The sequence below is a fragment of the Sphingopyxis sp. genome, assembly GCF_019459305.1.
Taxonomy (GTDB): Bacteria; Pseudomonadota; Alphaproteobacteria; order Sphingomonadales; family Sphingomonadaceae; genus Sphingopyxis.
The window spans coordinates 1-25,816 of record NZ_JAIBES010000017.1 but is presented as its reverse complement, the minus strand read 5'-3'; the positions used below and the strand labels follow the sequence as shown (position 1 = coordinate 25,816).

The 25,816-nt window shown below is 63.0% G+C and carries 28 protein-coding genes and 3 tRNA genes; 20 read left to right on the top strand and 11 right to left on the bottom strand.

The genetic code is table 11. The features are described from left to right. Positions 1-120: 120 nt before the first annotated feature. The 7 genes from K0M74_RS02015 to queE all read left to right on the top strand — a co-directional run bounded on the left by K0M74_RS02015 (position 121) and on the right by queE (position 6,329). A complete protein-coding gene (locus K0M74_RS02015; protein ID WP_293967371.1) occupies positions 121-1,107 on the top strand; it encodes an LLM class flavin-dependent oxidoreductase in 987 nt (328 codons plus the stop codon). A gap of 105 nt (positions 1,108-1,212) precedes the next feature. Further along, entirely contained in the window at positions 1,213-2,400 is a 1,188-nt protein-coding gene (locus tag K0M74_RS02010; RefSeq protein WP_293967369.1) for an aspartate aminotransferase family protein, read from the top strand. 28 nt (positions 2,401-2,428) lie between these two features. After that, positions 2,429-3,355, top strand: a complete 927-nt coding sequence (gene argF, locus K0M74_RS02005; RefSeq protein ID WP_293967377.1) for an ornithine carbamoyltransferase — start codon at positions 2,429-2,431, stop codon at positions 3,353-3,355. Between the two features lie 10 nt (positions 3,356-3,365). Next, entirely contained in the window at positions 3,366-4,283 is a 918-nt protein-coding gene (locus K0M74_RS02000) for an Hsp33 family molecular chaperone HslO (RefSeq protein ID WP_293967367.1), read from the top strand. Positions 4,284-4,399: 116 nt separating this feature from the next. Next, entirely contained in the window at positions 4,400-4,804 is a 405-nt protein-coding gene (locus K0M74_RS01995) for a hypothetical protein (protein ID WP_293967365.1), read from the top strand. A 196-nt stretch (positions 4,805-5,000) separates the two neighbouring features. Continuing rightward, on the top strand, positions 5,001-5,693 hold the full coding sequence (gene queC, locus K0M74_RS01990; RefSeq protein WP_293967364.1) for a 7-cyano-7-deazaguanine synthase QueC: 693 nt from the start codon (positions 5,001-5,003) through the stop codon (positions 5,691-5,693). 3 nt (positions 5,694-5,696) lie between these two features. Next, positions 5,697-6,329: a 7-carboxy-7-deazaguanine synthase gene (queE, locus tag K0M74_RS01985; RefSeq protein WP_293967362.1), complete on the top strand. Its 633-nt coding sequence runs from the start codon at positions 5,697-5,699 to the stop codon at positions 6,327-6,329. Positions 6,330-6,332: 3 nt separating this feature from the next. Here the strand turns inward: queE and K0M74_RS01980 are convergent, their stop codons facing one another. Both K0M74_RS01980 and lipB read right to left on the bottom strand, forming a co-directional pair. Further along, a complete protein-coding gene (locus K0M74_RS01980; protein WP_293967361.1) occupies positions 6,333-6,674 on the bottom strand; it encodes a hypothetical protein in 342 nt (113 codons plus the stop codon). A gap of 9 nt (positions 6,675-6,683) precedes the next feature. Next, on the bottom strand, positions 6,684-7,337 hold the full coding sequence (gene lipB, locus K0M74_RS01975; RefSeq protein WP_293967376.1) for a lipoyl(octanoyl) transferase LipB: 654 nt from the start codon (positions 7,335-7,337) through the stop codon (positions 6,684-6,686). Positions 7,338-7,470: 133 nt separating this feature from the next. On the opposite strand from lipB, the gene K0M74_RS01970 reads away from it, so the two are divergent. Beyond that, entirely contained in the window at positions 7,471-8,217 is a 747-nt protein-coding gene (locus tag K0M74_RS01970) for a glycerophosphoryl diester phosphodiesterase membrane domain-containing protein (RefSeq protein WP_293967359.1), read from the top strand. A gap of 56 nt (positions 8,218-8,273) precedes the next feature. After that, positions 8,274-9,146: a hypothetical protein gene (locus K0M74_RS01965; RefSeq protein ID WP_293967358.1), complete on the top strand. Its 873-nt coding sequence runs from the start codon at positions 8,274-8,276 to the stop codon at positions 9,144-9,146. Between the two features lie 59 nt (positions 9,147-9,205). On the opposite strand, the gene hemF is transcribed toward K0M74_RS01965, so the two are convergent. Both hemF and K0M74_RS01955 read right to left on the bottom strand, forming a co-directional pair. Then, positions 9,206-10,066, bottom strand: a complete 861-nt coding sequence (gene hemF / locus K0M74_RS01960) for an oxygen-dependent coproporphyrinogen oxidase (RefSeq protein ID WP_293967356.1) — start codon at positions 10,064-10,066, stop codon at positions 9,206-9,208. Beyond that, the gene (locus K0M74_RS01955; RefSeq protein ID WP_293967374.1) at positions 10,063-10,521 is read right to left on the bottom strand and encodes a tRNA (cytidine(34)-2'-O)-methyltransferase; all 459 of its coding nucleotides are present in this window, start codon (positions 10,519-10,521) and stop codon (positions 10,063-10,065) included. The genes hemF and K0M74_RS01955 overlap by 4 nt, the downstream gene beginning before the upstream one ends. Before the next feature lie 222 nt (positions 10,522-10,743). On the opposite strand from K0M74_RS01955, the gene petA reads away from it, so the two are divergent. Genes petA through K0M74_RS01935 form a run of 4 tightly spaced genes read left to right on the top strand, consistent with a single transcriptional unit; the run spans position 10,744 to position 14,025 of the window. After that, positions 10,744-11,301: a ubiquinol-cytochrome c reductase iron-sulfur subunit gene (gene petA / locus K0M74_RS01950; protein ID WP_293967354.1), complete on the top strand. Its 558-nt coding sequence runs from the start codon at positions 10,744-10,746 to the stop codon at positions 11,299-11,301. A 13-nt stretch (positions 11,302-11,314) separates the two neighbouring features. Next, on the top strand, positions 11,315-12,601 hold the full coding sequence (locus K0M74_RS01945) for a cytochrome b/b6 (RefSeq protein WP_293967351.1): 1,287 nt from the start codon (positions 11,315-11,317) through the stop codon (positions 12,599-12,601). 31 nt (positions 12,602-12,632) lie between these two features. Next, entirely contained in the window at positions 12,633-13,442 is an 810-nt protein-coding gene (locus K0M74_RS01940) for a cytochrome c1 (protein ID WP_293967349.1), read from the top strand. 28 nt (positions 13,443-13,470) lie between these two features. Then, positions 13,471-14,025, top strand: a complete 555-nt coding sequence (locus K0M74_RS01935) for an adenine phosphoribosyltransferase (protein WP_293967348.1) — start codon at positions 13,471-13,473, stop codon at positions 14,023-14,025. 813 nt (positions 14,026-14,838) lie between these two features. On the opposite strand, the gene K0M74_RS01930 is transcribed toward K0M74_RS01935, so the two are convergent. After that, positions 14,839-15,612, bottom strand: coding sequence for a DUF1134 domain-containing protein (locus tag K0M74_RS01930; protein ID WP_293967346.1), 774 nt, complete (start codon positions 15,610-15,612; stop codon positions 14,839-14,841). A 242-nt stretch (positions 15,613-15,854) separates the two neighbouring features. On the opposite strand from K0M74_RS01930, the gene K0M74_RS01925 reads away from it, so the two are divergent. After that, positions 15,855-15,946, top strand: a tRNA-Ser gene (locus K0M74_RS01925). A gap of 28 nt (positions 15,947-15,974) precedes the next feature. Here the strand turns inward: K0M74_RS01925 and K0M74_RS01920 are convergent. Together K0M74_RS01920 and K0M74_RS01915 are read right to left on the bottom strand one after the other, a co-directional pair. Next, positions 15,975-16,724, bottom strand: coding sequence for an energy transducer TonB (locus tag K0M74_RS01920; protein ID WP_293967343.1), 750 nt, complete (start codon positions 16,722-16,724; stop codon positions 15,975-15,977). An 18-nt stretch (positions 16,725-16,742) separates the two neighbouring features. Further along, entirely contained in the window at positions 16,743-17,612 is an 870-nt protein-coding gene (locus K0M74_RS01915) for an alpha/beta hydrolase (RefSeq protein ID WP_293967341.1), read from the bottom strand. Between the two features lie 125 nt (positions 17,613-17,737). On the opposite strand from K0M74_RS01915, the gene K0M74_RS01910 reads away from it, so the two are divergent. Continuing rightward, on the top strand, positions 17,738-18,529 hold the full coding sequence (locus K0M74_RS01910; RefSeq protein WP_293967339.1) for an SDR family oxidoreductase: 792 nt from the start codon (positions 17,738-17,740) through the stop codon (positions 18,527-18,529). A gap of 54 nt (positions 18,530-18,583) precedes the next feature. Here the strand turns inward: K0M74_RS01910 and K0M74_RS01905 are convergent. Together K0M74_RS01905 and cpdR are read right to left on the bottom strand one after the other, a co-directional pair. Then, positions 18,584-18,658: transfer RNA gene (locus tag K0M74_RS01905), tRNA-Val, on the bottom strand. Positions 18,659-18,728: 70 nt separating this feature from the next. After that, the gene (gene cpdR, locus K0M74_RS01900; protein ID WP_293967337.1) at positions 18,729-19,106 is read right to left on the bottom strand and encodes a cell cycle two-component system response regulator CpdR; all 378 of its coding nucleotides are present in this window, start codon (positions 19,104-19,106) and stop codon (positions 18,729-18,731) included. 142 nt (positions 19,107-19,248) lie between these two features. Between cpdR and K0M74_RS01895 the strand changes: the two genes are divergently transcribed. Then, positions 19,249-20,124 carry an N-formylglutamate amidohydrolase gene (locus K0M74_RS01895; protein ID WP_293967335.1) on the top strand — a complete coding sequence of 292 codons (876 nt, stop codon included), beginning with the start codon at positions 19,249-19,251 and terminating at the stop codon, positions 20,122-20,124. Positions 20,125-20,305: 181 nt separating this feature from the next. Here K0M74_RS01895 and K0M74_RS01890 read toward each other — a convergent pair. Together K0M74_RS01890 and K0M74_RS01885 are read right to left on the bottom strand one after the other, a co-directional pair. Next, positions 20,306-20,382: transfer RNA gene (locus K0M74_RS01890), tRNA-Pro, on the bottom strand. A gap of 107 nt (positions 20,383-20,489) precedes the next feature. After that, positions 20,490-20,789, bottom strand: a complete 300-nt coding sequence (locus K0M74_RS01885) for a JAB domain-containing protein (protein ID WP_293967373.1) — start codon at positions 20,787-20,789, stop codon at positions 20,490-20,492. A 269-nt stretch (positions 20,790-21,058) separates the two neighbouring features. Between K0M74_RS01885 and thyA the strand changes: the two genes are divergently transcribed. The 4 genes from thyA (at position 21,059) to K0M74_RS01865 (ending at position 25,723) form a co-directional block, all read left to right on the top strand. Beyond that, the gene (gene thyA, locus K0M74_RS01880; protein ID WP_293967333.1) at positions 21,059-21,994 is read left to right on the top strand and encodes a thymidylate synthase; all 936 of its coding nucleotides are present in this window, start codon (positions 21,059-21,061) and stop codon (positions 21,992-21,994) included. Positions 21,995-22,087: 93 nt separating this feature from the next. Further along, positions 22,088-23,383, top strand: coding sequence for a thiamine pyrophosphate-dependent enzyme (locus K0M74_RS01875; RefSeq protein ID WP_293967331.1), 1,296 nt, complete (start codon positions 22,088-22,090; stop codon positions 23,381-23,383). Then, a complete protein-coding gene (locus K0M74_RS01870; protein ID WP_293967329.1) occupies positions 23,383-24,420 on the top strand; it encodes an alpha-ketoacid dehydrogenase subunit beta in 1,038 nt (345 codons plus the stop codon). Before K0M74_RS01875 ends, K0M74_RS01870 begins: the two co-directional genes overlap by 1 nt. A 4-nt stretch (positions 24,421-24,424) precedes the next feature. Beyond that, positions 24,425-25,723, top strand: a complete 1,299-nt coding sequence (locus tag K0M74_RS01865; RefSeq protein ID WP_293967327.1) for a dihydrolipoamide acetyltransferase family protein — start codon at positions 24,425-24,427, stop codon at positions 25,721-25,723. Positions 25,724-25,816: the final 93 nt, after the last annotated feature.

Below are 25,816 nucleotides of genomic sequence, written 5' to 3'. Positions count from 1 at the left end.
AGGCGGGGGGCGCAGTCGGTTTACTCGGACACCTCAGGAAATGGCCTCCAGCGGCCCCCGCCTTCGCGGGGGCGACGATGATGCCTTGAACGTGCGCCCCCGCCACCGCATATCCGTTTCATGACGAAACTTTCCTTCCTCGACCTCGTGCCAGTCACCGTCACCGGCACGATCGCAGGGTCGCTCGCCAACGCCGCCGATCTGGCCAAGCACGCCGAGGCGCTCGGCTACGGGCGCTATTGGGTTGCCGAACATCACGGCATGGCCGGGATCGCGAGCGCCGCAACCGCGGTGGTGCTGGCGCACATCGGGCAGGCGACGTCGACAATCCGGATCGGGTCGGCGGGCATCATGTTGCCGAACCATGCGCCGATGGTGATCGCCGAGCAGTTCGGGACGTTGGAAGCCTTGTTCCCCGGCCGTATCGATCTCGGCCTCGGACGCGCCCCGGGGTCGGATCAGCGTGTCGCGCGCGCGCTGCGCCGCACGCTCGCCAGCGACGAACGCCAGTTCCCGCAGGATGTGCTCGAGCTGCAAGCTTTTCTGGCAGGCGACGCGGAACTTGGCATTACCGCGGTGCCAGGAGCAGGGACGCATATCCCGCTATGGATCTTGGGATCGAGCACCTTCGGCGCGCAGCTCGCGGCGATGCTGGGGCTACCCTATGCCTTTGCCAGCCACTTCGCGCCCGACGCGCTCGACGAAGCGCTCGACATCTACCGCCGCCAGTTCAAACCGTCGGCGCAACTCGCGCAGCCTTACGTCGCCGCGGCGTTTAATGCCTTTGCTGCCGACACGCGAGAGGAAGCCGAGCTGCTGGCATCTTCGCAGCAGCAGGCGTTTGTCGCGCTGCGCACCGGAAACCCGGGCAAGATGAAGCCGCCGCTCGCGGGCTATAAGAACAGCCTGCCGCCGAACGCGCGCGCGATCCTCGACCATGTGCTGCAATGTACTGCGGTTGGCACTGCCGACGATATTGCCGCGGGGTTGCGGACATTTGTTGCGCGGACCCGCGTCGATGAGGTGGTCATCGCGTCATCGATGTACGATCATGACGCACGCAAGCACTCGTTGGCGCTGACGATGGCGGCGGCGAAGGCGCTCTGAACGCCGCCGTGTTGACGCACCTTGCGCTGCGGCAGTATAGGGGCGGCCCGACCAAGGGCGGCCCATCGGGGTCGCCTTTTTACTTTTGCCTGAAAGGTGCCTGCCATGTCGATCACGCCGCTGATGCCCGTTTATCCCCGGTGCGGTGTGCGTCCGGTGCGCGGGGAGGGCGCGTATCTGATCGGCGAGCGCGGCGAGCGCTATCTGGATTTTGCCAGCGGCATCGCGGTCAACCTGCTGGGTCATGGTCACCCGCACCTTACCAAGGCGATCCAGGAGCAGGCGGCGACGCTGATGCATGTGTCGAACCTGTATGGCAGCCCGCAGGGTGAGGCCTATGCCGCGCGGCTGGTCGAGCATACGTTTGCCGACACGGTGTTTCTGACCAACTCGGGCGCAGAGGCGGTCGAATGCGCGATCAAGACCGCGCGCGCTTATCATTCGAGCGCGGGCAATCCCGAAAAGCATAATCTGATCACCTTCAACAATGCGTTCCACGGCCGCACGCTGGCGACGATTTCGGCGACTAATCAGGAAAAGCTGCGCAAGGGTTTCGACCCGCTGCTGCCCGGTTTCGCCTACGCGCCGTTCGATGATCTCAACGCGGCGCTCGACCTGGTCGATGACAATACCGCCGGCTTCCTGATCGAACCGATTCAGGGCGAGGGTGGTATCCGGCCGGCGTCGCAGCCGTTCCTGCAGGGGCTGCGCGATATCTGTAATGATCGCGACCTGATGTTGGTGTTCGACGAGGTCCAGTGCGGCGTCGCGCGCACCGGTTCGCTCTACGCCTATCAGGAATTTGGCGTCACCCCCGACATCATGGCGAGCGCCAAGGGCATTGGCGGCGGTTTCCCGATGGGCGCGTGCCTCGCGACCGAGAAAGCAGCGCGCGGCATGGTCATCGGTACGCATGGGTCGACCTATGGCGGCAACCCGCTGGCGTGCGCCGCGGGGCAAGCGGTGCTCGACGTCGTGCTCGAGGAAGGCTTTCTCGACGGGGTCAAGGCGACCGGCGAACGGCTGCGCGGCGCGCTCGAGCAGCTGATCCCGAACCATGACCAGCTGTTCGAAAGCGTGCGCGGCATGGGGCTGATGCTAGGGGTCAAGCTGCGCTCCGACAGTCGCGCCTTTGTCGCGCATCTGCGCGACCATCACGGGCTGCTGACCGTCGCGGCAGGTGATAATGTCGTCCGCGTGCTGCCGCCGCTCAATATCGAGCAGAGCCATATCGACGAGTTCATCGAGAAATTGTCAGCGGGCGCGGCGAGCTACACGCCGCCCGAGTCCTGATGTTTTCCGTTCCTGCAGAACGGAGGGCCTGATGCCCAATTTCCTGAACCTGTCCGACGCGGGCGGCGATGCGGTTGCCGCGATGATCGCCGATGCGATCGACCGCAAGGCGGCGCGCACGGGTTGGCCAAAGGCGAAACCCGACGCCGATGCGCCGCTCGCCGATCATGTGCTGGCGATGGTGTTCGAGAAGAATTCGACTCGCACCCGCGCTTCGTTCGACATTGCAATCCGCCAGTTGGGCGGGGTGCCGATGATCCTCGACGCGGGGACGACGCAGCTTGGTCGCGGCGAAACGATCGCCGACACAGCGCGCGTCCTGTCGCGCTATGCCGACGCGATCATGATCCGCACCGACGATCATGCCAAGATCGAAGAGCTGGCCGAATTTGCGAGCGTCCCGGTGATCAACGGTCTGACCGACCTGTCGCACCCGTGCCAGATTGTCGCCGACCTGCTGACGATCGTCGAGCAAGGCAAGGCGCTGCCCGGACTGGAGCTCGCCTGGCTTGGCGACGGCAACAATGTGCTGTCGTCGTTGATCGAGGCCGCGGGGCTGTTCGGTTTCAACGTCCGCGCCGGTTGTCCGCAGGGCTATGAACCCGATGCGTCGTTCGTCGCAGCGGCGCGTGCCAAGGGCGTTCGCATCGACATCATGGCCGACGCGCGCGAAGCGGTCGCGGGCGCCGATCTGGTCGTCACCGACACCTGGGTGTCGATGGGACAGGACCATGCGCACAACAAGGTCGCGGCGATGGCGCCGTTCCAGGTCGACGAACGGTTGATGACGGGCGCTAAGAGCGACGCGATCTTCCTCCACTGCCTGCCCGCGCACCGCGGCGACGAGGTCGTCGATGCAGTGATCGACGGGCCGCAGTCGCGGGTGTGGGATGAGGCCGAGAACCGCGTTCATGCGCAGAAATCGATCCTGCTATGGGCGATGGACAAGCTGTGAGTTTGATGGTGTGAGCGACGAGATTATCGAGACCTGGTTCGATCAGCCGCTGCTGTTCACCATCGCGGCGCGTCACGTGCGCGGGCGGCTGGTTCGGCTGGGGCCGACGCTGAACACGATCATCGCGGCGCATAATTATCCGCCGGTGGCCGAAAAGCTGCTCGGCGAGGCACTGGTGCTGACCGTGTTGCTGGGGTCGACGCTCAAGGACGAGAACGGCCAGATGACGTTGCAGGCGCAGACCGGCGGCGGGCCGATCGAGCTGCTCGTGTGCGATTATCGAGCTGGCGAGTTGCGCGGCTATCTGAAATTCGACGCCGAGCGGTTGGCGGCGGTCGGTCCCGACCCGTCATTGTTCGCTCTATTCGGCGAGGGCTTCCTCGCTATCACCTTCGATCAGGCGACGACCGCGGAACGCTATCAGGGTATCGTCCCGCTCGAAGGCGCGTCGATCGGCGAGGCGGCCGAGCATTATTTCGAGCAGTCCGAACAGATTTCGAGCCTGATCCGGCTTGCCGCGCGGCACGATGCCGAGGCGGGCTGTGTTGCGGGCGGGCTGCTGCTCCAGCATTTGCCCGAGGGCGAGGTCGGGCGCGACCGCCTGCACGTCCGCCACGACACGCCCGAATGGGACCATGCGCGCACCATCGCGGCGACGCTGAAGCCCGAGGAACTCACTGACCCGGCGCATTCGCTGGAAACGCTGGCGTGGCGCTTGTTCCACGAGGAAGAGGTACGCGTCGAGCCGGGGATGATGGTGTCGCGCGGGTGCCGGTGCAGCACCGACTATTTCGCCGGCGTGCTGGCGCAATTTCCGGAAACCGAGCGGGTCGATATGGCCGACGACAGCGGGCAAATCGTCGTCGACTGCGCCTTTTGTTCGCGGATATTCCCCATCCCGCTGGGCGAGATTTCTGCACCGAATTGACGACGAAACGGTCTAGTTCGGCGCCCAGCGGTTGAAATCGCCACGCGCGATTGTTATCTCTATCGAAACGGGGTCGCGTATCAGCCCAAATATGGGCGCCCGATGGATAGGTGAAAATGGCGATCTCTGCTTCCTTGTTTCGATGGTCGATTGCCGCTTTCGCGCTGGCTGGCGCCACTGTGGTACCCGCGCAGGCGCCGTCGCTGGCGATGCTCGACGGGCTGGAAAAGGGCAGCTGGCAGCTGCGCGAACGCGGCAGCGACACGGTATTGCAAACGGTGTGCGTCGGCGACGCGCGGCGGATGATCCAGATCCAGCATCCGCGGGCGAATTGTTCGCGCTATATCATCGAGGACACGCCCAAATCGGTGACCGTGCATTACACCTGTCCGGGCGCGGGGCATGGCCGCACCAGCATTCGTAGCGAGACGAACCGGCTGATCCAGATCGACACGCAGGGAATTGCCGATGGCAAGCCCTTCTCGCAGGCGATCGAGGGCCGCCGCGCTGGGCCGTGCTGACACGCGTTGCTAAGCTAACCAGTTGTTAACCATCTTGCGCTAATCGGGATGGGTGGCACGCTGATGTGTGTCCTTCTCCCTAACGGCTTTCATGCCGCACTGGGCCGTGTGACCAACGTCGCGCGGCCCAATTCTTTTGGTGCGCCGCAGCAAGCCGCCCCTTGCGCCCCTATCGACGGCGGCGTATCGGGCGCCGATGCACGATGTTGCCGGAAAAACCCTGATCGTCCTGTTGTCGGGCGGGCTCGATTCGATGGTGTGCGCGGGGCTCGCGCGCGAAGCCGGGGCGCGCATCGTCGCGCTGACGGTCGACTATAATCAGCGCCACCGCGTCGAGCTGGAGTCCGCAGCGCGGATCGCGGCGGAGGTCGGCGCCGCCGAACATATCGTCCTGCCGCTCGACCTGCGCCGCTTTGGCGGCTCGGCGCTGACCGCCGACATCGATGTGCCGAAAGATGGTGTCGGTAGCGACGTGCCGGTGACCTATGTCCCGGCGCGCAACCTGATCTTCCTGTCGCTGACGCTGGGGCTGGCCGAAGCGCGGCGCGCACAGGACGTTGTCATCGGCGTCAACGCACTCGATTATTCGGGCTACCCCGATTGCCGCCCCGATTTCATCGCCGGGTTCGAAGACCTGGCGCGGCTCGCGACGCGCGATGGCGATCAAGGCGTCGATTTCCGTATCCACGCCCCGCTCCAGCACATGACCAAGGCCGACATCGCCGCCGAGGCGGCGCGGCTGGGCATGGACGCGGGGATGAGCTGGTCGTGCTACGACCCGACGCCCGATGGATTGCATTGTGGCTATTGCGACAGCTGCCGCCTGCGGAGCAAAGGTTTCGCCGATGCGGGGCTGGCCGACCCGACGCGCTATGCGGTCGGTTCCTGAGCGGTGACCTACGCGGTCAAAGAGATTTTCCTGACCCTGCAAGGAGAAGGCGCGCAGGCGGGGCGCCGCGCGGTGTTCTGCCGCTTTGCCGGCTGCAATCTGTGGACGGGGCGCGAGCAGGATCGCGCCAAGGCGATCTGCAAATTCTGCGACACCGATTTTGTCGGTACCGACGGCACGCTGGGCGGCAAATATTCCGATGCTGATGCGCTGGCGGCGGTGATTGCAGAATGCTGGGGGCCGGGCAACGACGATCGCTATGTCGTGCTGACCGGCGGCGAGCCGATGTTGCAGGTCGATGCGGCATTGATCGACGCGCTGCACGAGCAAGGATTTACGATCGCGATCGAAACCAACGGGACGTTGGCGGTGCCGCGCAGCATCGACTGGATCTGCGTCAGTCCCAAGGCGGGTAGCGATCTGGTGCAGGTGAGCGGCGACGAGCTGAAGCTGGTGTGGCCGCAGCCGAGCAGCGATGTTGAAAAGCTCGCGGCGCTCGACTTCAAGCATCGGCTGGTTCAGCCGCTCGACGATCCGAACGCGGCTGCGAATGTGCAGCGCTGCATCGATCTGGTGATGGCTGACCCACGCTGGCGACTGTCGCTCCAGACGCACAAAAGCCTGGGGCTGCGTTAGGCGTCAGTCGCCCTTCTTCGTCGCGCTATCCGCGGTGATCGCCTTTTTCGCGGCAGGAGCCGGGACGGCGTCGGGGTTTTCTTCCTCTTCGGCGTCGGCGGTTTCGTCTTCCGAACCGTCAGCGTCCGACTTAGCCGCTTCCTTTTTGGTGCCGTCATCGGGGACGCTGTTGTCGATCGCGGTGCCGTCGGCGCTGGCGTCGTCGAGGATGATCATCGAATCGCTCACCGACCCCGGCTGCACCTCGACCGCATCGAGTTTGGTGGTCGATTTCCCCGCCGGATCGCCGCTGCCGCAGGCGGCGAGGACGAGGAGCGGGAGCGAGGTGAGGAGGATACGGGTCATGTGCTGGTCCTAATCGCTCGGCCGAAGCTTGTCGAGAAAGGCGGGCAACGTGTCGGCCAGCGCGGCATCAACATCAGTGAAGGACGCAGGCTTGCCCAGCGCGGCGAGGCTGGTAACCGGAAATTCGGCGATGCCGCAGGGTACGATGCCGCCAAAATGCGCCAGATCAGGTGCGACGTTGAGCGAAAAGCCGTGCATCGTGACCCAGCGTTTCACGCGTACCCCGATCGCGCCGATCTTGGCCTCGCGTCCGTTCTGGTCGTCGGTCCAGATGCCGATGCGGCCGTCGGCACGGCGCGCTTCGACTCCGAGCAGCGCGAGCGCGTCGATCACCCAACCTTCGAGCGCCGACACATAAGCGCGCACATCGCGCCCGCGCCGCGTCAGGTCGAGCTGGACATAGCCGACGCGCTGACCCGGACCATGATAGGTATAACGCCCGCCGCGGCCCGCGTCATAAACGGGAAAACGCGGATCGAGCAGTTCGGCGGGATCGGCGCTGGTTCCGGCTGTATAGAGCGGCGGGTGTTCGAGCAGCCAGATGCGTTCGCTGCCTTCGCCAGCGTGGGTCGCGGCGGCGCGCTTCTCCATGTCCGCCAGCGCTTCGGCATAGTCGGTCAGGCCAGAGGAGATGATCCATTCGGGGGGCGGCAGGCTGCGCATCGCGCGGGCTTCCTGCCTTGCCGCGACGCGCGGCGCAAGGCTCTGCGGACGGATCGCCGACAGGGGTGGACAGAAGCGCCGAACAGCGGCACCTTCGCCAATAATCAGAACATCAGAAAATGACGGGGTATCAATGGTAAAATTCGACATGGGCGCGGCGTGGGACGACAGTGTCCAATTGTTGAAATCGCACACTGCTTTGATCGGCACGATCGCCGGCGTGTTCTTTTTCCTGCCGGCGCTCGCGGTGGCCTGGTTCGGCCCGGTACCGATCGAGCCGCCCGCGGGGGCGAGCGTCGAACAGTCGATGGCGGCGCTTCAACAGACATTTCGCCAGATGATTCCCGGCCAGATCGTCGTGGCCCTGACCACTATTGTCGGATCGGCGGCAATCCTGCGGCTGTGGCTGGCGCGGAGCGGGATCAGCGTCGGTGAGGCACTGACATTCGGGCTGATGTTTTTTCCGACCTTGTTCGCCGTGCAACTGCTGTCGGGTCTCGCGATCGGTCTGGGGTTGATCCTGCTGATCATTCCCGGCCTGTACCTGGTCGGACGGTTGACGCTGGCGGCGCCGAGCGTCGCCGATCGCAGCCTGTATAATCCGTTCGAAGCGCTGAAAACCAGCTGGGAACTCACGCGCAACAATGGCTGGGCGATCTTCTTCTTTCTGTTTCTGGTCACCATCGTGATCTTCATCGCCGCGATGATCGTCGGGCTGGTCGTCGGCGCGATCGCCGGGACCGGCGATGGCATTGGGCGGATGCTGGGCGGGGTCGTCGAGGCCGGGTTCGGCGCGCTCGGCAGCCTGGTGTCGGTCGCCATATCGGCGGCGGCGTATCGCCAGCTTGCCACGCGGACGCCGCCTGACGTGTTCCAGTAGCACCGGCTTGCAGGACGACTTCTTGGGGGATGGGGTTTAACAACGGGGGAAGAGTGATGACAAAGATGAGCATAGGGGCGGCGTTTTCGGAGACCTTTGCGTTTCTGAAGGCAAATTGGATGCAGATGCTGTTGTGGGTCGGCGGCGCGTTGGTCGTCGTCGGGCTACTGGGTTATCTGTTCCTCGGGTCCACCTTTACCGCGATGGCGATGTCGGCGGGCGATCCGTCGGCGGCATTCGGCGCGCTCGGCAAGATATTCCTGTTCGCTTTGATCGCTTCGGTCATTCTCTACGGCGTCTGCATGCTGATTTGGCGCGGCGGGATGCGTCCCGGCGAGGCCCCGAATTTTGCGTGGGCGTTTCAGGCCGGACCGGCTTTCGCCTTTGGGACGTTTGTCGTAATGATTGCGGCCTACATCGTGATCATTGTGATCATGCTGATCCTCGGCATCATCTTTGGCGCTGCGCTCGGCGGCGTGGGGTCGATGTCACCCGAAGCGCTGGCATCGGGCGCGGTCGGCGGCGGCGCGATCTTTTTGATCGTCATCCTGTACATCGCGCTGCTGGCCTTCATGCTGTGGGTACAGGGCCGCTTTTCGGTCGCGGGACCGGTGATGGCCGATCGGCTGACGCGTAATCCGGTGACCGGCTTTGCCGAATCATGGCGGATGACTGCGGCGTCGCAGTGGAAGATTGTCGGTTTCTACCTGCTCTTCACGCTTGCGCTGATCGCTTATGTTTTTGTCGCCAGCCTGATCTTTGGTGGCATTCTGGGCGCGATCCTAGGCGGTTCGGCGGTCGGAGCTATCCTGACGATGATCGTGATGGCCGCCATGGTCTATCTGCCGATTATGATGTTCTCGTTCTCGATGCCCATGGGGATCTATCGCGCGATTGCGCCGCGCGCATCGGGCGACGTCTTCGCCTGATTTCCTAAATTGACATCGACGAACAGGGCGCTCCGGGAACGGGGCGCCCTTTTTCTATCTCAGCTCCATTTTGCGAGCGGGGGCAGGCTCATCAGGATCGCGTCGATATTGCCGCCGGTCTTGAGGCCGAACAGCGTGCCGCGGTCATAGACGAGGTTGAATTCGGCGTAGCGGCCGCGCCAGATCAGCTGTTCCTCACGGTCCGCATCGGTGAAGCTTTGATCCATCCGGCGCCGAACGATTTGGGGAAAGACGTCAAGGAAGGCTTCGCCGACCGCCTGCGTCAGTTGGAAATTGCGGTCGAACTCGGCATCGTCGCCGCATTCGAGATGATCGTAAAAGATACCGCCGACGCCGCGGTGGACGCCGCGGTGCGGGATGTAGAAATAATCCTCGGCCCATTTGGCGTAGCGTTCATAGACATCGGGCCCGAAGGGCGTGCAGGCGGCGCGTAGCCGAGCATGGAAGGCGTCGGTGTCTTCCTGATAGGGGATCGGCGGGTTGAGGTCGGCGCCGCCGCCGAACCAGCGCTTGGTCGTGACCAGAAAGCGCGTATTCATATGCACGGCCGGGACGTGCGGGTTCGTCATATGCGCCACCAAGCTGATCCCGGTCGCAAAAAAGCTGGGATCTTCGCCGGCGCCGTGGATTGATGCCGCGAAGTCGGGGGCGAACTGGCCGCCGACCGTCGAGACATTGACCCCGACCTTTTCGAACACTTTGCCGGTCATCACCCCGCGCACACCGCCGCCGCCTTCGCCGACCGCCAGCCCGTCGGCCTCGCGGTCCCACGGCGTATAGGCAAAGCGCGCATCGCTGCCTGCTTCGGCTTCGATGCTCTCGAATTCGGCGCAGATGCGGTCGCGCAGCGATTCGAACCAGTTGCGCGCGGTCTGTTGTTGCGGATCGAGCGAGATCATGCCGGAAAGCCTTTCGTTTGCCTGAGCGCTTCGGCGAGCGCGATGCCAGCCGCGACCGCGACATTCAAGGAGCGAAAGCCTGGTTGCATCGGAATCGCGACCCGCGCCGCTACGGCATCATGGACATAATGCGGCACCCCCGAGGATTCGGCGCCGAGCAGCAGGACGTCGTCGGGCGCAAAGCCGAAGTCGGGCAGGGGCGTCGCACCCGCGGTGGTGAGGAGCACGAGTCTCTGACCAGCCTCGGCGCTCCAGACGCGAAAGCTGTTCCAGTCGGCGTGGCGGCGAACATTGGTACGCACCGCATAGTCCATTCCGGCGCGTTTGAGCGCGCCGTCGGAGAAGGGAAAACCGCACGGCTCGATAATATGCGCGGCCACCCCGAAACAGGCGGCGGTGCGTAGCGTAGTGCCGACATTGCCAGCGATATCCGGCTGAAACAGGGCGATTTCCATCATATTGCCATAGCGAGGGGCGGGGTGGGAATCGAGGGGTTTTGCTGCTGTGCAGCGACAGGGTGCACGAAGGGGAAATTGCCTGTTGGCAAGCCCCGGATGTGCGGCTATCAGGCCCGCAATTCCCGGAGGGGCCGCCGGGGCGCGCCATTTCGTGCGTGCGCGACAGGGCGACCCGACTTTCCGAGAACTTTGTCAGTTCACCCATGCAAGGGCAGTCGAATGGCCAGTGAATCCGAACTCAATGCCGGCATCGAAGATGGCGTGCGGCGCCGCGACTTTATCAATATTGCGGCCGTGAGTTTTGCCGGGGTTGGCGCGGTGGCGGTGGTGCTGCCGCTGGTCAACCAGATGAACCCGTCGGCCGACGTGCTGGCGCTGTCGACGACCGAAATCGACATTTCGGCGATCCAGCCCGGGCAGGCGATCAAGACCAGCTGGCGCAAGCAGCCGGTGTTTGTTCGCAACTTGGTCGCGAAGGAAATCGCCGAGGCGAAGGCTGTTCCGCTCAGCGACCTGCGCGACCCGCAGACGATCGATGAGCGCACCAAACCAGGCAAGGAAAACTGGCTGATTACTTTGGGCGTCTGCACCCATCTGGGCTGCGTGCCGCTCGGCGCTGCGGAAGGCGAGAACAAGGGCGATTTCGGCGGTTATTTCTGCCCGTGCCACGGGTCGCACTATGACACCGCGGCGCGCATCCGCAAAGGTCCGGCGCCGACCAATCTGGTCGTGCCGCCTTATGAATTTACCGGCGACACTGTCGTGACGATCGGCTGAGGAGCGAGATAAGATGAGCTTTCCCTGGGCCAAACCCTATGAACCGAAGCATCCGCTGATGAAGTGGATGGACGAGAAGCTGCCGATCCCGCGTCTGGTGTATAATGCCACCGGTCCCGGCTATCCCGTCCCGCGCAACCTCAACTATTTCTGGAACTTCGGCGTCCTCGCCGGCGCCGCGCTGATGATCCAGATCATCACCGGCATCATTTTGGCGATGCATTATGCCGCCAACGTCGGGGTTGCGTTCAATTCGGTCGAGCATATCATGCGCGACGTGAACGCCGGCTGGTTCATCCGCTACGCGCATATGAACGGCGCGAGCATGTTCTTTATCGTCGTTTACCTGCACATTTTCCGCGGCCTTTATTACGGTTCGTACAAGGCGCCGCGCGAAATGGTGTGGCTGCTGGGCGTGGTGATCTTCCTGCTGATGATGGCGACCGCGTTCATGGGTTATGTGCTGCCTTGGGGCCAGATGAGCTTCTGGGGCGCGCAGGTGATCACGGGCTTCTTCTCGGCGATTCCGATCGTCGGCGAACCGGTGCGCCAGTGGCTGCTCGGCGGCTTCGTCCCCGATAACGCGACGCTCAACCGCTTCTTCTCGCTGCACTATCTGCTGCCGTTCGTGATCCTGGGTGTCATCATCCTGCACATCTGGGCGCTGCACATTCCGGGCTCGAACAATCCGACCGGCATCGAGGTGAAGGACGAACAGGACACCGTCCCGTTCCACCCTTATTACACCGCGAAGGACGGCTTTGGGCTCGGCATCTTCCTGCTGGTGTTCGTCGCGCTGACTTTCTTCAGCCCGAACATGCTGGGTCATGCCGACAATTATATCCCGGCCAACTCGCTGTCGACACCGGCGCATATCGTTCCCGAATGGTACTTCCTGCCCTTCTACGCGATCTTGAAGGCCTTCACCTTCAACTTCCTTTGGATCGATGCGAAACTGTGGGGCGTTATCGCGATGTTCGCGTCGATCGCGCTGCTGTTCTTCCTGCCCTGGCTCGACAGCTCGCCGGTGAAGTCGTCGACCTATCGCCCGCTGTACCGCTGGTTCTTCTGGGTGCTCGTCGCCGACGTTCTGCTTCTCGGCTGGTGCGGCATGCAGCCCGCCGAACAGCCGTGGGTGATCCTCAGCCAGCTGGGTTCGATCTACTATTTCGCCCACTTCCTGGTCATTCTGCCCATCGTCTCGCGGATCGAACGTCCGCTGCCGATGCCGAATTCGATCACCGAAGCGGTTCTTGCCAAACATGCTCCCGACGCCGCGTCGGGTCCGGCAGCGGCCTGAGCGCCAGACTTTAACAGGAGCTGATACAGCCATGGTTCGCCCGCTCGGATTTCTCGTCGGCCTCGGTTTCATTACCGCGCTGGTGCTCGCGATCTTCACGACGCCGCTCAGCAATGAGCCGAATGTCGCCTATTCCTTCGTTAAGCACCCGCGCCATGTGAAGCTGGCGAGTGACGGCCTGGTGCCGCACTGGGACAAGGCGCAGTTGCAGCGCGGGATGCAGGTTTACAAGGAGGTCTGCTCGGCCTGCCACAGCCTGAACCTGGTTGCGTTCCGCAACATTCAGGATTTGGGCTATACCGAAGGCCAGGTGAAGACCTTTGCCAAGGGCTTCCAGGTGCCGTCGATCAACCCCGATACGGGTGAAGTCGCGACGCGCGACGGCCTGTCGTCGGATCATTTCCCGGCGCCCTATGCCAATGACGTTGCGGCGCGCGCGGCGAACAATAACGCGATCCCGCCCGACCTGTCGCTGATCACCAAGGCGCGCGAAGGCGGCAAGGATTATATCTATTCGCTGCTGACCGGCTATCAGAACCCGCCGGCGAACCTGCCGGCCGAGCTGAAGCCGGGGACGGGGCTGCACTACAACCCCTATTTCCCGAACCTGAACCTCGCGATGGCCAAGCCGCTGAACGACGGTCAGGTGACCTATGCCGACGGCACCAAGGCGAGCGTCGATCAGATGGCAAAGGACGTGACCGCGTTCCTCGTCTGGACCGCCGAGCCGAAGCTGGTGAAGCGTGTGCAAGTCGGTTGGGCGGTGTTCTTCTTCCTGCTGATCTTCACGGTGCTTGCCTATCTGTCGTACCGCAATATCTGGGCCGACAAGAAGCATTGAGCTATTGGGGCAGGGCGATTGTGACTGCATGATCGCCCTGCCGTCCCAGCCCGACCTCGACCTCGCGTCGCTGGTCCGCACCATCCCGGACTTTCCCAAGCCGGGCATCCAGTTTCGCGATATCACGACTTTGATCGGCGACGCCGCCGGTTTCGCCGAAAGCGTGCGCCGTTTGAGCGCGCTGGCCGCGGTCCATCGCCCCGATTTCATCGTCGCGGTCGAGGCGCGCGGCTTTCTGTTTGGCGCGGCGATGGCGACAGCGATGGGGCTGGGCCTTATCCCGGTGCGCAAGGCGGGCAAGCTGCCTGGCGTGACGATCGGGGTGGATTATCAACTCGAATATGGCGTCGACCGGCTGGAACTGCACGAAGGCGCGGTGCTGCCGGGTCACCGCGTCGTGCTGGTCGATGACTTGCTCGCGACCGGCGGGACAATCCTCGCGACCGCGGAACTAATGCGCAGCGTCGGGGCGGAGGTCGCGGCCGCGCTGTTTGTCATCGACCTACCCGATTTGAGCGGATCGCAGCGCTTGGCGGCTGCGGGACTGCGGTGTGAGACGCTGATTACGGTCGACGCGGATTAGGCCGCTTTAGAGTTAAGAGCGGAATGGCCGTGTTTGGGTTGCCAAGGCGTCATCGCGGATATTGACCGAACATTCTTGCGCCCGCAAAAGGAAGGAATGTTCGAAGAAAAGCCGACCACGGGCGCTGACCTGACCGCCAGGATGCGCTACGCTATCGCAGGGTAGCGGTGGCTGAGTTTACTATGGTCAGTCACACGTGACAAGAGCGTCGGTTTCCTCCGACGGCGCGACCCGCCAGTTGTCGGAGCCAAGTGACGCTCTCGCTGCCCCTGTAATGTCTGTGGTTACCGTGGGCTATCCATCGATCACGCGCGCGCTGAAAAGTGGGAGATGGAAGAAGCTAGGACGGTTTCCCGTCGTGAGTGAACTTGTCGCTCCACGCTCCTCAGTCCAGTGGCCAGTGGGAACGCTGGCTGTCTCCGTCTGGCTCGGCGACAGGTCGGACCACGATACGAGAGTGGAGGATCCAGCGATCCAAAACATGGAACTGAAGGTGGTTTGGGATACTGAGGAACATATTCCGGCGCGACTAACCGCTGATTCTGAAGCAGAGAAAGCCGAATGGCACGTAGGCGGGCCGATATGGCGTGAACGTCGCGTCAAAGAGGAGATGGCAGCGCGCTCTGCGGAACAACTTTGGCACCGATTGCCGCCTGATTGGGTGCCGACAACCGTCCGCTAATAGGCGCGACCTCGCTCACCTTGGATAGCCACCACCGGTCGTTAGCGGAGAGCCACGCTATTGCGCCCCGCAACAAAAAAAAGGCCCGCGCCGAGGCGCGGGCCATTGTTTCGGTCAAACTTGCCGTTGAGTCAGAACGGCACCCAATTCTGCTTCTTGCGGAATTTCATATAGCCGACGTTTGCGCCCAGTCTCGCGCCGACGCCGACGCGGATCGGGATCAGGACGACGTCGCCGCGGCGCAAGTAGCTGGCGTTGAAACCGCCGAGTAGATAGGCCGCGCCTTCGCCCGCCGGATAGCGCTTGTAGAGCTCCTCGCTGTCGAAGAGGTTATAGACCAAGACGAAAGTATTGCCCGCGTTGGCGCCTGCGTCGAAACCGATCGACGGTCCAGTCCAGTAAGCAGGCAGTTCGCCCTCGATCTTGTGATGTAGCGTACCCGAACCATAGCGCACGCCGAGCACCAGCGCGCCGCCGGCTTCGCGGCCCACGATATAGGCATTAGGTTCGCCCTGTTTCTTGAGGATGTCTTCGATCAGCCCGGCCAGCCCTTGCGCCCCCTTGCCGAACACGCCTTCGGCTGCGCCGATCAGATCGTCCTGTTTGTAGGTGGCAGTGTCGTTCGTGATGACGGTGGTCGTCGTCATGTCGCTGGGGGTTGCGGTGCCATCGGCGGGCGCCGCGCTTGTCTGCTGGTCGCCGGTGGCCAGGTCGCTATCGTAATCGATCACTTCGTCGGTGGAATCGCTCGACACCGGCGGGGGCGGGGCTGGGTTGTCGAGATCGGAATCGATAGACGTATTGGGATCGATCTCGCGCATCTGCGCCGCAGCGGGAGCTGGCGATAACGCCATGCCGAAAGCGGCTACCGCCGCCAAGGCAAAGCTGGTGAATGTTTTTCGCATGTCTGACCCCCAAAATTCGAACGGCGCGTGCGCACCGAAACCGGCGTTAATCATGACCCGGTTTGCGCGGCGGGCAATGAACGGGCGATGACCCGAGTCGATTTTGCGCCAGACCGAATCGATTACGCGATGAAATGGCACCCGGCCGCGAAATATTGCGCAATCTTAGGCGTTGCGGGGCGCGAGGTGCATGGCTATAGCGACCCGCCTAGGCCAACTGTCGTTAGCGCGACAGACCATGCGGAGACGTGGGTGAGTGGCTGAAACCAACGGTTTGCTAAACCGTCGTGCTGTGAATGCGGCACCGAGGGTTCGAATCCCTCCGTCTCCGCCACTTCTTTCTCTATGCTGCCTCCGCGCAACTAGCGGCGCGGTTCCAGCCACCAGCTTTGCCGCCAGCCGTAAGAGCTGGCAATTGCTGCACCGGCGGCATTGGTCGCGGGTTTGAAGCGAAAACGCTCCTCGATCAGGCGGCAGGTGGTGGCATCAAGCGCCGTGTCGCCGCTCGACCGGCTCACGCGGCAGCCGGTAACGCGGCCCGTCGGCTGGATCGTGAAGCGAACCTCGACTTCGCCGCCGACGCGGGCGCGACTGACGGCGGCGGGATAGTCGCGGTCGCGGATCGTGCCGCTCTGCCATACGGCTTTGCTACCGCCGCTGGTGCCGCTGCCCGAGCCGCCCGCCCCGGTGCCGTCGCCGCGCCCGCCAGCGCCCGATCCGGCACCGGGGTTGGGCGTGGCGCCCGCCGAGGCGTCATGGCCAAAGCCGGGTTGTCGGGCGGCGGTGATCGGGGGCACCATCGGTGGCAGTTTGGCTTTGGGGCCAAAAACAGGGGTAGCTTTGGCGTGCTCGTTCGCCGCAGACGCCTTTCCGCTCGCTGCGTCGCTGCGAACGGTTTGCGGTACGACCGGCTCAGGCGGCGGCGGCGCGGGAATGGCGACGGCAGAAATGGCTTCGCTCACCTTACGCACGACATCGAGATCGAGGCCGTTAGCCAGGCCGAATCCAATCGCGACGACGGCGAGCAAAGCGCCGCTGCCCGACACGATCCGCTGCCGCCTGGAAATCTGCCCGGTATAGGCCATCGCTCGCCCCATAATGCGCGTCGTCACGCGCCTACCGCGGCTGGCTTAGAGGAAATCGTCTAGCGTGAACATGAACCGGTCGAACTGGTCGTGGTGCAGCCAGTGGCCGGCGTTTTCGAACTCGATGACCTTAGCGGTCTTGAACGCCGCGAGGCGTCCGTCGCGTTCGGGGTTCGATGCCCAGCTGTTCGCGCCATAGAGCAGCAGGGTAGGGCAGGTGATCGCGCCCCACAGCGCCGCAATGTCCTCCTGCGGCATGTCGAAGGCGGGCCAGACGTTGAGGTAGTTGTCGAACTTCCAGCTCCAGCTGCCATCCTCATTGCGGCTGATGCCATGGATGGTCAGGTGGCGCGCCTGGGCCTCAGTCAGATAGCTGTTCTCGCCCATCATGCGCGCCAGCGCGTCAGCGAGCGTTTCATACCGGCGTGGGGTGCGCCCGGCGGCTTGGCGCTTGTCGTCGATCCATTTGCGGAAGCGTTCGGCGTAGGGCTTGGCCGCGCGTTCGGCGATGATCTTGGGCGACGCGCCGAGTCCCTCGATAGCGACCAGCTTGCGGACATTTTCGGGGTAGAGGCCGGTATAGCGCAGCGCGATATTGCCCCCCATCGAATGGGCGACGATGCTGACCGGCCCCAGATCGAGCTGATGGATCAACTGCGCCAAGTCATAGACGAAGCCGTCCATCGCGTAATTGCCATCGGGCGACCAGGCGCTGTCGCCATGACCGCGCAGGTCAGGGGCGATAATATGATAACGATCGCGCAGCTTGTCGGCGACCCAGTCCCAATTGCGGCAATGGTCGCGGCCACCGTGGACGAGCAGCAACGGCGGCGCGCCGCGATTGCCCCAATCGACATAGTGCAGCTTCAGCCGCTGCGAGATGAAGCTGTTCGAGGTGGGGCCGGCACTTGCCATCGGTTCGTCCTTGCTGTCTGTTCCAGTTTCAAAAGGCGACTGGTTCCGATCCGTCAACCCCGCATCATGCACAATGGCCGCGGATGCGGGCGGCGCCGATAGGGGATGCAAGGGAGATAAGTAGGATGACGACATTTCGGGATAATCTGCTTGCCGGGAAGACGGCTTTCGTTGCCGGCGGCACGAGCGGCATCAATCTGGGCATTGCAAAGCGCTTTGCGCAGCTGGGCGCCAAGGTGGCGGTGGCGGGGCGCGACCCTGAAAAGGCAGCGCGCGCGGCCGCGGATATTGGCGTCGGCGCGATCGGGCTATCAGCCGATGTCCGCGACTATGCCGCGATTCGCGGCGCAATGGAGCAGGTCGTGGATCAGCTTGGACCGATGGACATCGTGATTTCCGGCGCGGCAGGCAATTTCCTCGCGCCAGCGCTCGGCATGTCGGCCAATGCGTTTCGTACTGTGGTCGATATTGACCTCAACGGCACCTTCAACGTGTTTCGCGGCTGCCACGCTCTGCTCAATCGCCCCGGCGCGTCGCTGATCGCGATCACTGCGGGGCAGGCGGTCAACGCCTCGGCGCTGCAAGTGCATGCTTGCGCGGCAAAGGCGGGGATCAACCAGTTGATTCGCGTGCTGGCGCTCGAATGGGGGCCGGAGGTGCGGGTGAACGGCATTTCGCCGGGGCCGATCGCCGATACCGAAGGGATGAAGCGCCTCGCGCCCGATGCCGAAACTCGCCAATCGCATTTCGACCGCATCGCGATGAAGCGCTGGGGCAAGATTGAGGAGGTTGCCGAATCGGCAGTGTTCCTATGCTCGCCCGCGGCAGCTTATATCACCGGGACGATCCTCGACTGCGACGGCGGCAGCCAGGTCGGTGACGCGTCGCGCGGCGATCTGGCGCGCGGGATGGCTTGAGCTAAAGCCGAAAGCAAAAACGCCGCCAACCCGGCGGGGTGGCGGCGTTTTTAATGGTGGGCGTGGCAAGGATTGAACTTGCGACCCCTGCGATGTCAACACAGTGCTCTACCACTGAGCTACACGCCCATCCCTTGGGGTGACGGCCCCCTAATATCCCCGGCCACGCTTGGCAAGCCCTTCGCGCCCGATGACGTCGTTATTGTTGGCTCGACCGGTCGGCGCGCCCGAACAGATTGTCGACCTCGCGCACCAGATCTTTCAGGTGGAACGGCTTCGACAGCAGTTTAGCCTGCGGTACATTTTCCTCGGCGCGCAGCGACACGGCGGCGAAACCGGTGATGAACATCACCTGCGTCTGCGGTGCGACCTTGGCGGTGTGCTGGGCAAGCTCGATCCCGTCCATTTCGGGCATGACGATGTCGGACAGCAGCAGGTCGAAGATGCCCGAATCGATATAGGGAACTGCGGCGGTGCCACGATCGACCGCCGTGACATGGTAACCGGCGCTGGTCAGCGCGCGCGCCAGATATTCGCGCATCACGTCATCGTCTTCGGCCAGAAGAATGCGAATCATATTGAAATCAATCCCCTGATCCCTCGACGCGGCCGTTCCGGTCGGTGGCATGCTTAATGCGAAATCCGCAATAGCGTCAGAGATTTAACAAATTGACTTGGCAGTGCTGGATTCACCGCGGTTTTTTTGCCACCCATGATCCATGCGATCCCGCACCATCCCGCCCGCCGCCATCGCTGTCAACCGGCCTGCGGCGATCAGTCCGGTGGTCGTATCGGTGCCGCACGCGGGAAGGCTCTATCCGACCGAGATTTTGGCCGCTGCCCGGGTTGGACAGGGCGACCTCGAACGACTCGAGGATAGCTGGTGCGATTTAATTGCAGTCGACGCCGTGGGCGCCGGAGCAACGGTTGTGCAGGGGTTGTGGGCGCGTGCGGTTGCCGACTGCAATCGCGGTGAGGGACAGATGGCGCCGGGCGAGGTCGCCATGCCGCTGCGCGCGCAATTTTCGGCGCCGGGGCGCAAGGAGCGCGCCGGACTGGGCGTGGTCCCGACGCGGCTGGCGGATTGCGGGCCGCTATGGAAGCGACCGATCGACCAGGCCGCGCTGCAATGGCGGCTCGAATCCTTTCACCGGCCCTATCATGCGGCTTTGTCCGACGCCCTAGCAGCGGCGCGCGACCGGTTCGGTTATGCGATCCTTCTCGACCTCCATTCGATGCCGTCAATCCCGATCGGGCAGCCGGGTCATGGCGCGCGTATCGTCATCGGCGATCATTTCGGCGTTACATCGAGCGAGTGGCTTGTCGATCTCGTGCTGGCTGCGGCGAACCACCTGAACGAGCCGGTCTCGCGCAACCAGCCCTATGCCGGCGGCCATATCATCCGAACCCACGGCAATCCGGGGCAGGCGATTCACGCTGTGCAGATCGAGATTGATCGGCGCCTTTATCTGACCGCCGATCGTGTGCCCGATTCTCATCGCATTGCCGTCATGGCACGGTGGTTTGCCGATCTCGTCAGCGCGGCCGCCCGAGCGCGCCCAGCCCCTGAAATCATAGTTCAGGCTGCCGAATAAAAAACCACCCCGTACCGAAGTACGAGGTGGCCAGGGTCCAGGGAGGACGCGCCCACGTCAGGGTGACGGGGCACTCACCGCGATGGAAAGGGGGAAAACCATGGCGGCGTAGAACAAATCTAGGATGTTGTTTGTCGACTTACAAGAAGCGACGGTACAGAATCTGCAATATGCAGGAAATTGGTCGGGGAGAGAGGATTCGAACCTCCGGCCCCTGCCTCCCGAAGACAGTGCTCTACCAGGCTGAGCTACTCCCCGACCGATCTGCGCGCCGACCGGGGTCGCCGCGAAGGCAGGGCGGTCCTCTAGACGCGCAATCTGTGAACTTCAAGCGCCAATCGGCACATTCAACGGGATTGCCGCAGCTACAGCAATTCGGCACTTCGAAAGCTGAAATGACCGCTTGCTATAAAAATCAGATGATCGACCAGTTCGATGCCTATTGTCCTCAGGAAACGCACGGTTTCGCGCGTCGTGGCGATGTCGGCGTCGCTCGGCTGCGCGATATTCGACGGGTGGTTATGCGCCATCATGACAGTCGCAACGCTGCCGCCGATCAGGGCGCGCCAGCATCGCGGCGGGATTATGCAGCGGCCTTTGCTGTCACCGCCGACGCGTTCGAGGCGGACAAGCCGGTTAAAGGCCTCGAACCCGGCGAGGAACAGCGTCTCGCGGTCGGGGTGAAATGCGGACGCAGCAGATGCCGCGCGACGTCATCTTCGGCTTCGCAAGCGATGTATCCGGCCAGATCCGACGGACCGGGCGTCTGGTCGATGGGAGCGAGCAGGGTCATGTGGATTCTAATGCGCGCGGTTGTCGAGATCGCCGATCGGCGACTGCGCCGCTTTGGACGCTTTGTCGCGCTATGACCGCTGCGCCCTTGTCGGCATGGCGCACGCGGCCTAGCAAAGAACGACAAAGCCGGGAGCGAGTCTTGCCTGAATCCATCCATTATGAACTGCAATATCTCGACCTGATGCGCCGCATCTGGGTCGATGGTGACGAGCGTATCGACCGCACCGGGGTCGGGACGCGCTCGCTGTTCGGCGAAACAATGCGATTCTCGCTCAAAGACGATGCGATCCCGCTGCTGACGACGAAGCGCGTCTATTGGAAGACCGCGCTGCGCGAGCTGCTCTGGTTCCTGACCGGCGATACCAATATCCGCTCACTGGTATCGCAGGGCGTGAAGATTTGGACCGACTGGCCGCTTGATAAATATTGCAAGGCGACGGGCGAGGCGATCAGTGCAGCGGATTTCGAGGCGCGGATCATCGCCGATGACGCTTTTGCCGCGCAGTGGGGCGAGCTTGGTCCAGTCTATGGGCATCAATGGGTCAACTGGCCGCGCTATGAAGCGGCGGGCGAGGGGCTGTTCCGGCGGGCGGAGCAGGGGCACAACCAGATTGCGGCGCTGATCGAGGGATTGAAGACCAATCCGGGATCGCGGCGGCATATCTTCACCGCTTGGAACGTCGCCGATCTCGACCGCATGGCGCTGCCGCCGTGCCATATGACTTATCAGTTCCATGTGCGCAGCGATGGCGGGCTGTCGTGCCTGTTGTTTCAGCGTTCGTGCGACCTTGGGCTGGGCTTTGCCTTTAACGTGTTCGAAGCGGCGCTGCTGACGCGGATGATCGCCCATCAAAGCGGGCTGCATGCGCATGAGCTGGTCTGGACGGGTGGTGACGTGCATCTGTATCTGAATCATGCCGATCTGGTGGAACAGCAAATGGGCCGGATTCCCGAAGGCGCGCCCAAGCTTCGGATCTTACGGAAACCAGACAGCATTTTCGCGTATAATTTCGATGACTTCGCGGTCGAGGATTATACACCGCAGGCACATATCGCAGCGCCGGTGGCGGTTTAATCGCTAGCGTTGCATTCGTATGGCGACCGAAATAATATGTCGCCACGCTGAAATATAACTAGGCGCTGATTCGCGCCGCAATGGGAAGACGATATGCCCGAAACGGATCGGAGCCCGGCGAGTAATCTGCCGCCGCTGTCGCTTCATATCCCCGAACCGCGCTATCGCCCAGGCGACACGCCCGATTTTGGCGATATTGTCGTTCCTGCCGTCGATGCGACTCAGCGCCCATCTGAGGCGACCAAGCCCGATGCGATGCGCGACCTTTGCTACGGTCTGGTTCGCGTGCTCGATTTCGACGGGCAGGCGAAAGGGCAGTGGGATCCCAAGCTCAGCCGCGAGCGGCTGCGCACGATGCTGCGCTACATGATGCTCGTCCGCGCTTTCGACGATCGCATGTTCCGCGCCCAGCGGCAGGGCAAGACCAGCTTTTACATGAAATGCACCGGCGAGGAGGCGACGTCGGTCGCCTCGACGATGGCGCTCGACCGCGGCGATATGTGTTTCCCCAGCTATCGCCAACAAGGCATCCTGATCGCGCGCGATTATCCGCTGATCCAGATGATGAACCAGATCTACTCGAACCGCGGCGATCATCTGATGGGCCGCCAGCTGCCGATCATGTATTCAGCGCCCGAACATGGCTTTTTCAGCGTCTCGGGCAACCTCGCCACCCAATATCCGCAGGCGGTGGGCTGGGCGATGGCGTCGGCCTCAAAGGGCGACAGCCGCATCGCGACGGTTTGGTGCGGCGAAGGATCGTCGGCGGAGGGCGATTTCCACTCGGCGCTGACCTTTGCGACCGTGTATAACGCGCCGGTGATTTTCAACGTCGTTAACAACCAGTGGGCGATCTCCAGCTTTTCGGGCTTTGCTGGCGGCGAACGCACGACCTTTGCGGCACGCGCGGTTGGGTATGGCATCGCCGGGTTGCGTATCGACGGCAATGATCCACTCGCGGTCTATGCCGCAACGCAATGGGCGGCGGACCGGGCGCGGACCAACAATGGTCCGACGCTGATCGAGCATTTCACCTATCGCAGCGAAGGGCACAGCACATCGGACGATCCGACCGCCTATCGCCCCGCCGAGGAACCCACTATCTGGCCGTTCGGGGACCCAATTGACCGGCTGCGCCAGCATCTCGAAACGCTCGGCGAATGGGATGGCGAGCGGCATGAGGCACAGCGGATTGAACTCGAAGATTTGGTAAAAACGACCCAGAAGCAATCGGAAAAGCTAGGTATTTTGGGGCATGGCATGCACCAGCCGTTCGAAACGATGTTCCAGGATGTGTTCGAAGACATGCCTTGGCACCTGCAGGAACAATGCACCCAGATGCTCGCCGAACAGGAAGCGAAGTTTGGTCCCGACTGGAAGCCCGAGTGATGAGCACTGACACCCAAATCGCGACCAAGACCATGAACATGATCGAGGCGATCAACAGCGCGATGGACGTGATGCTCGAACGCGACAGCAATGTCGTGGTGATGGGCGAAGACGTCGGCTTTTTCGGCGGCGTGTTCCGCGCCACCGCGGGCTTGCAGAAAAAACACGGCAAAACGCGGGTGTTCGACACCCCGATCAACGAATGCGGGATCATCGGCGTCGCCGTCGGCATGGGCGCTTATGGGCTGCGCCCGGTCCCCGAAATCCAGTTCGCCGATTATATCTATCCGGGGCTCGACCAGCTGGTCAGCGAGGCGGCGCGGCTGCGCTACCGTTCGGCGGCCGATTTCGTCTGCCCGATGACGGTGCGAACGCCGTTCGGCGGCGGCATTTTTGGCGGCCAGACGCACAGCCAGTCGCCCGAAAGCATCATGACGCATATCTGCGGCGTAAAAACCGTCATTCCTTCAAACCCTTATGATGCCAAAGGCTTGCTGATCGCAGCAATCGAAGACAATGATCCGGTCGTCTTCCTCGAACCCAAGCGCATCTACAACGGCCCCTTCAGCGGCTATTACGACCGCCCGGTCGAGCCCTGGTCGAAACATGCCGCGAGCGCGGTGCCCGAGGATTATTACCGCATCGAGCTCGGCAAGGCGGCGACGGTGCGCGAAGGAGAGGCGCTGACCATCCTGGCCTATGGCACGATGGTGCATGTCACCAAAACGATCGTTGAGGAAATGGGCATCGATGCCGAAATCATCGACCTGCGCACGCTGTTGCCGCTCGACATCGACGCGATCGAGACGTCGGTGAAGAAAACCGGGCGCTGTCTGGTGATACACGAAGCGACGCGGACGTCGGGTTTTGGCGCCGAACTGGCGGCGCTGGTGCAGGAACGCTGCTTTTACCATCTCGAAGCGCCGGTCGAGCGCGTTACGGGCTTCGACACGCCCTATCCGCACAGCCTGGAATGGGCCTATTTCCCCGGTCCGGTCCGCATCGCGACCGCGCTGACCAAGATTTTGAAGGACTGACGTCATGGCCCGCTATTCATTCCGTCTGCCCGACATCGGCGAAGGCATTGCCGAGGCCGAAATCGTTGCCTGGCATGTCAAGATCGGCGAGCGCGTCGAAGAAGACGCGCAGCTTGCCGACATGATGACCGACAAGGCGACGGTCGAAATGGAATCGCCCGTGTCCGGAATTGTCGTCGAATTGGCGGGCGAGGTCGGCGATCTGATCCCGATCGGATCGACGCTCGCGGTTATCGAGACGGACGCCGAGGGCGATGTCGAAGCGCCGCCGGTGGACACCGCGGCCGAAGCGCAGATTGAGGCGGAAACCCCCGGGGCGGATCAAGTGTCCGAGCCGAAGGTAACAGAGTTGACATCGAGCACAGCGGAGCCGGAGACGGCAGCAAGGCCGATCGAAGCGCCGCCAGCGCCCGCAGCGTCCACCGTCGTTGCCGGGCATGACGCCAAGGTTCTTGCATCGCCTGCTGTTCGCGCCCGCGCCAAGCATCTGGGCGTTGATCTGGGCCAGGTGCATTCCGACGGCGACCGCATCCGTCACGCCGATCTGGACGCCTATCTGCGCTATAGCGGCGGGCAGGGCTATCACAGCCCCGGCGCCAGCCGCGCCCGCGCCGACGAACCAATCAAGGTCATCGGCATGCGCCGCAAGATCGCCGAGAATATGGCCGCATCGAAGCGGGCGATTCCGCACTTTACCTATGTCGACGAAATGGACGTCACCGCGCTCGAGGAAATGCGCGCCGATCTGAACGCCAACCGCGGCCATCGGCCGAAGTTGACAATGTTACCTTTCCTGATTGTTGCGATCTGCCGGACGATTCCGCAGTTCCCGATGATCAACGCCCGCTACGACGATGAAGCCGGGGTCGTGACGCGGTACGGCGCGGTGCATCTGGGCATGGCGACGCAGACCGACGCGGGACTGATGGTTCCCGTGATCCGCGACGCGCAGGATATGAACGTCTGGCAATTGGCGAGCGAAATCGGGCGGTTGGCTGAAGCGGCGCGGACCGGCAAGGCCAAGGTCGATGAGCTGTCGGGTTCGACGCTGACCATTACGTCGCTCGGCCCGCTCGGCGGCATTGCGACAACGCCCGTAATCAACCGGCCAGAGGTTGCGATCATCGGGCCGAACAAAATTGTCGAGCGCCCGGTATTTGACGGCGACGACATTCGCCGCGCCAAGCTGATGAACCTGTCGATCAGCTGCGACCACCGCGTGGTCGATGGCTGGGATGCAGCGAGCTACGTTCAGGCGCTAAAGAAGCTGGTCGAGACGCCGGTTTTGCTGTTCGCTGATTGAGTAAATCCGTCGCCCCCGCGAAGGCGGGGGCCGCTATCGGCTTACTCTGCGCTTCCTGAATAGCCTGCTAGAGGCCCCGCCTTCGCGGGGGCG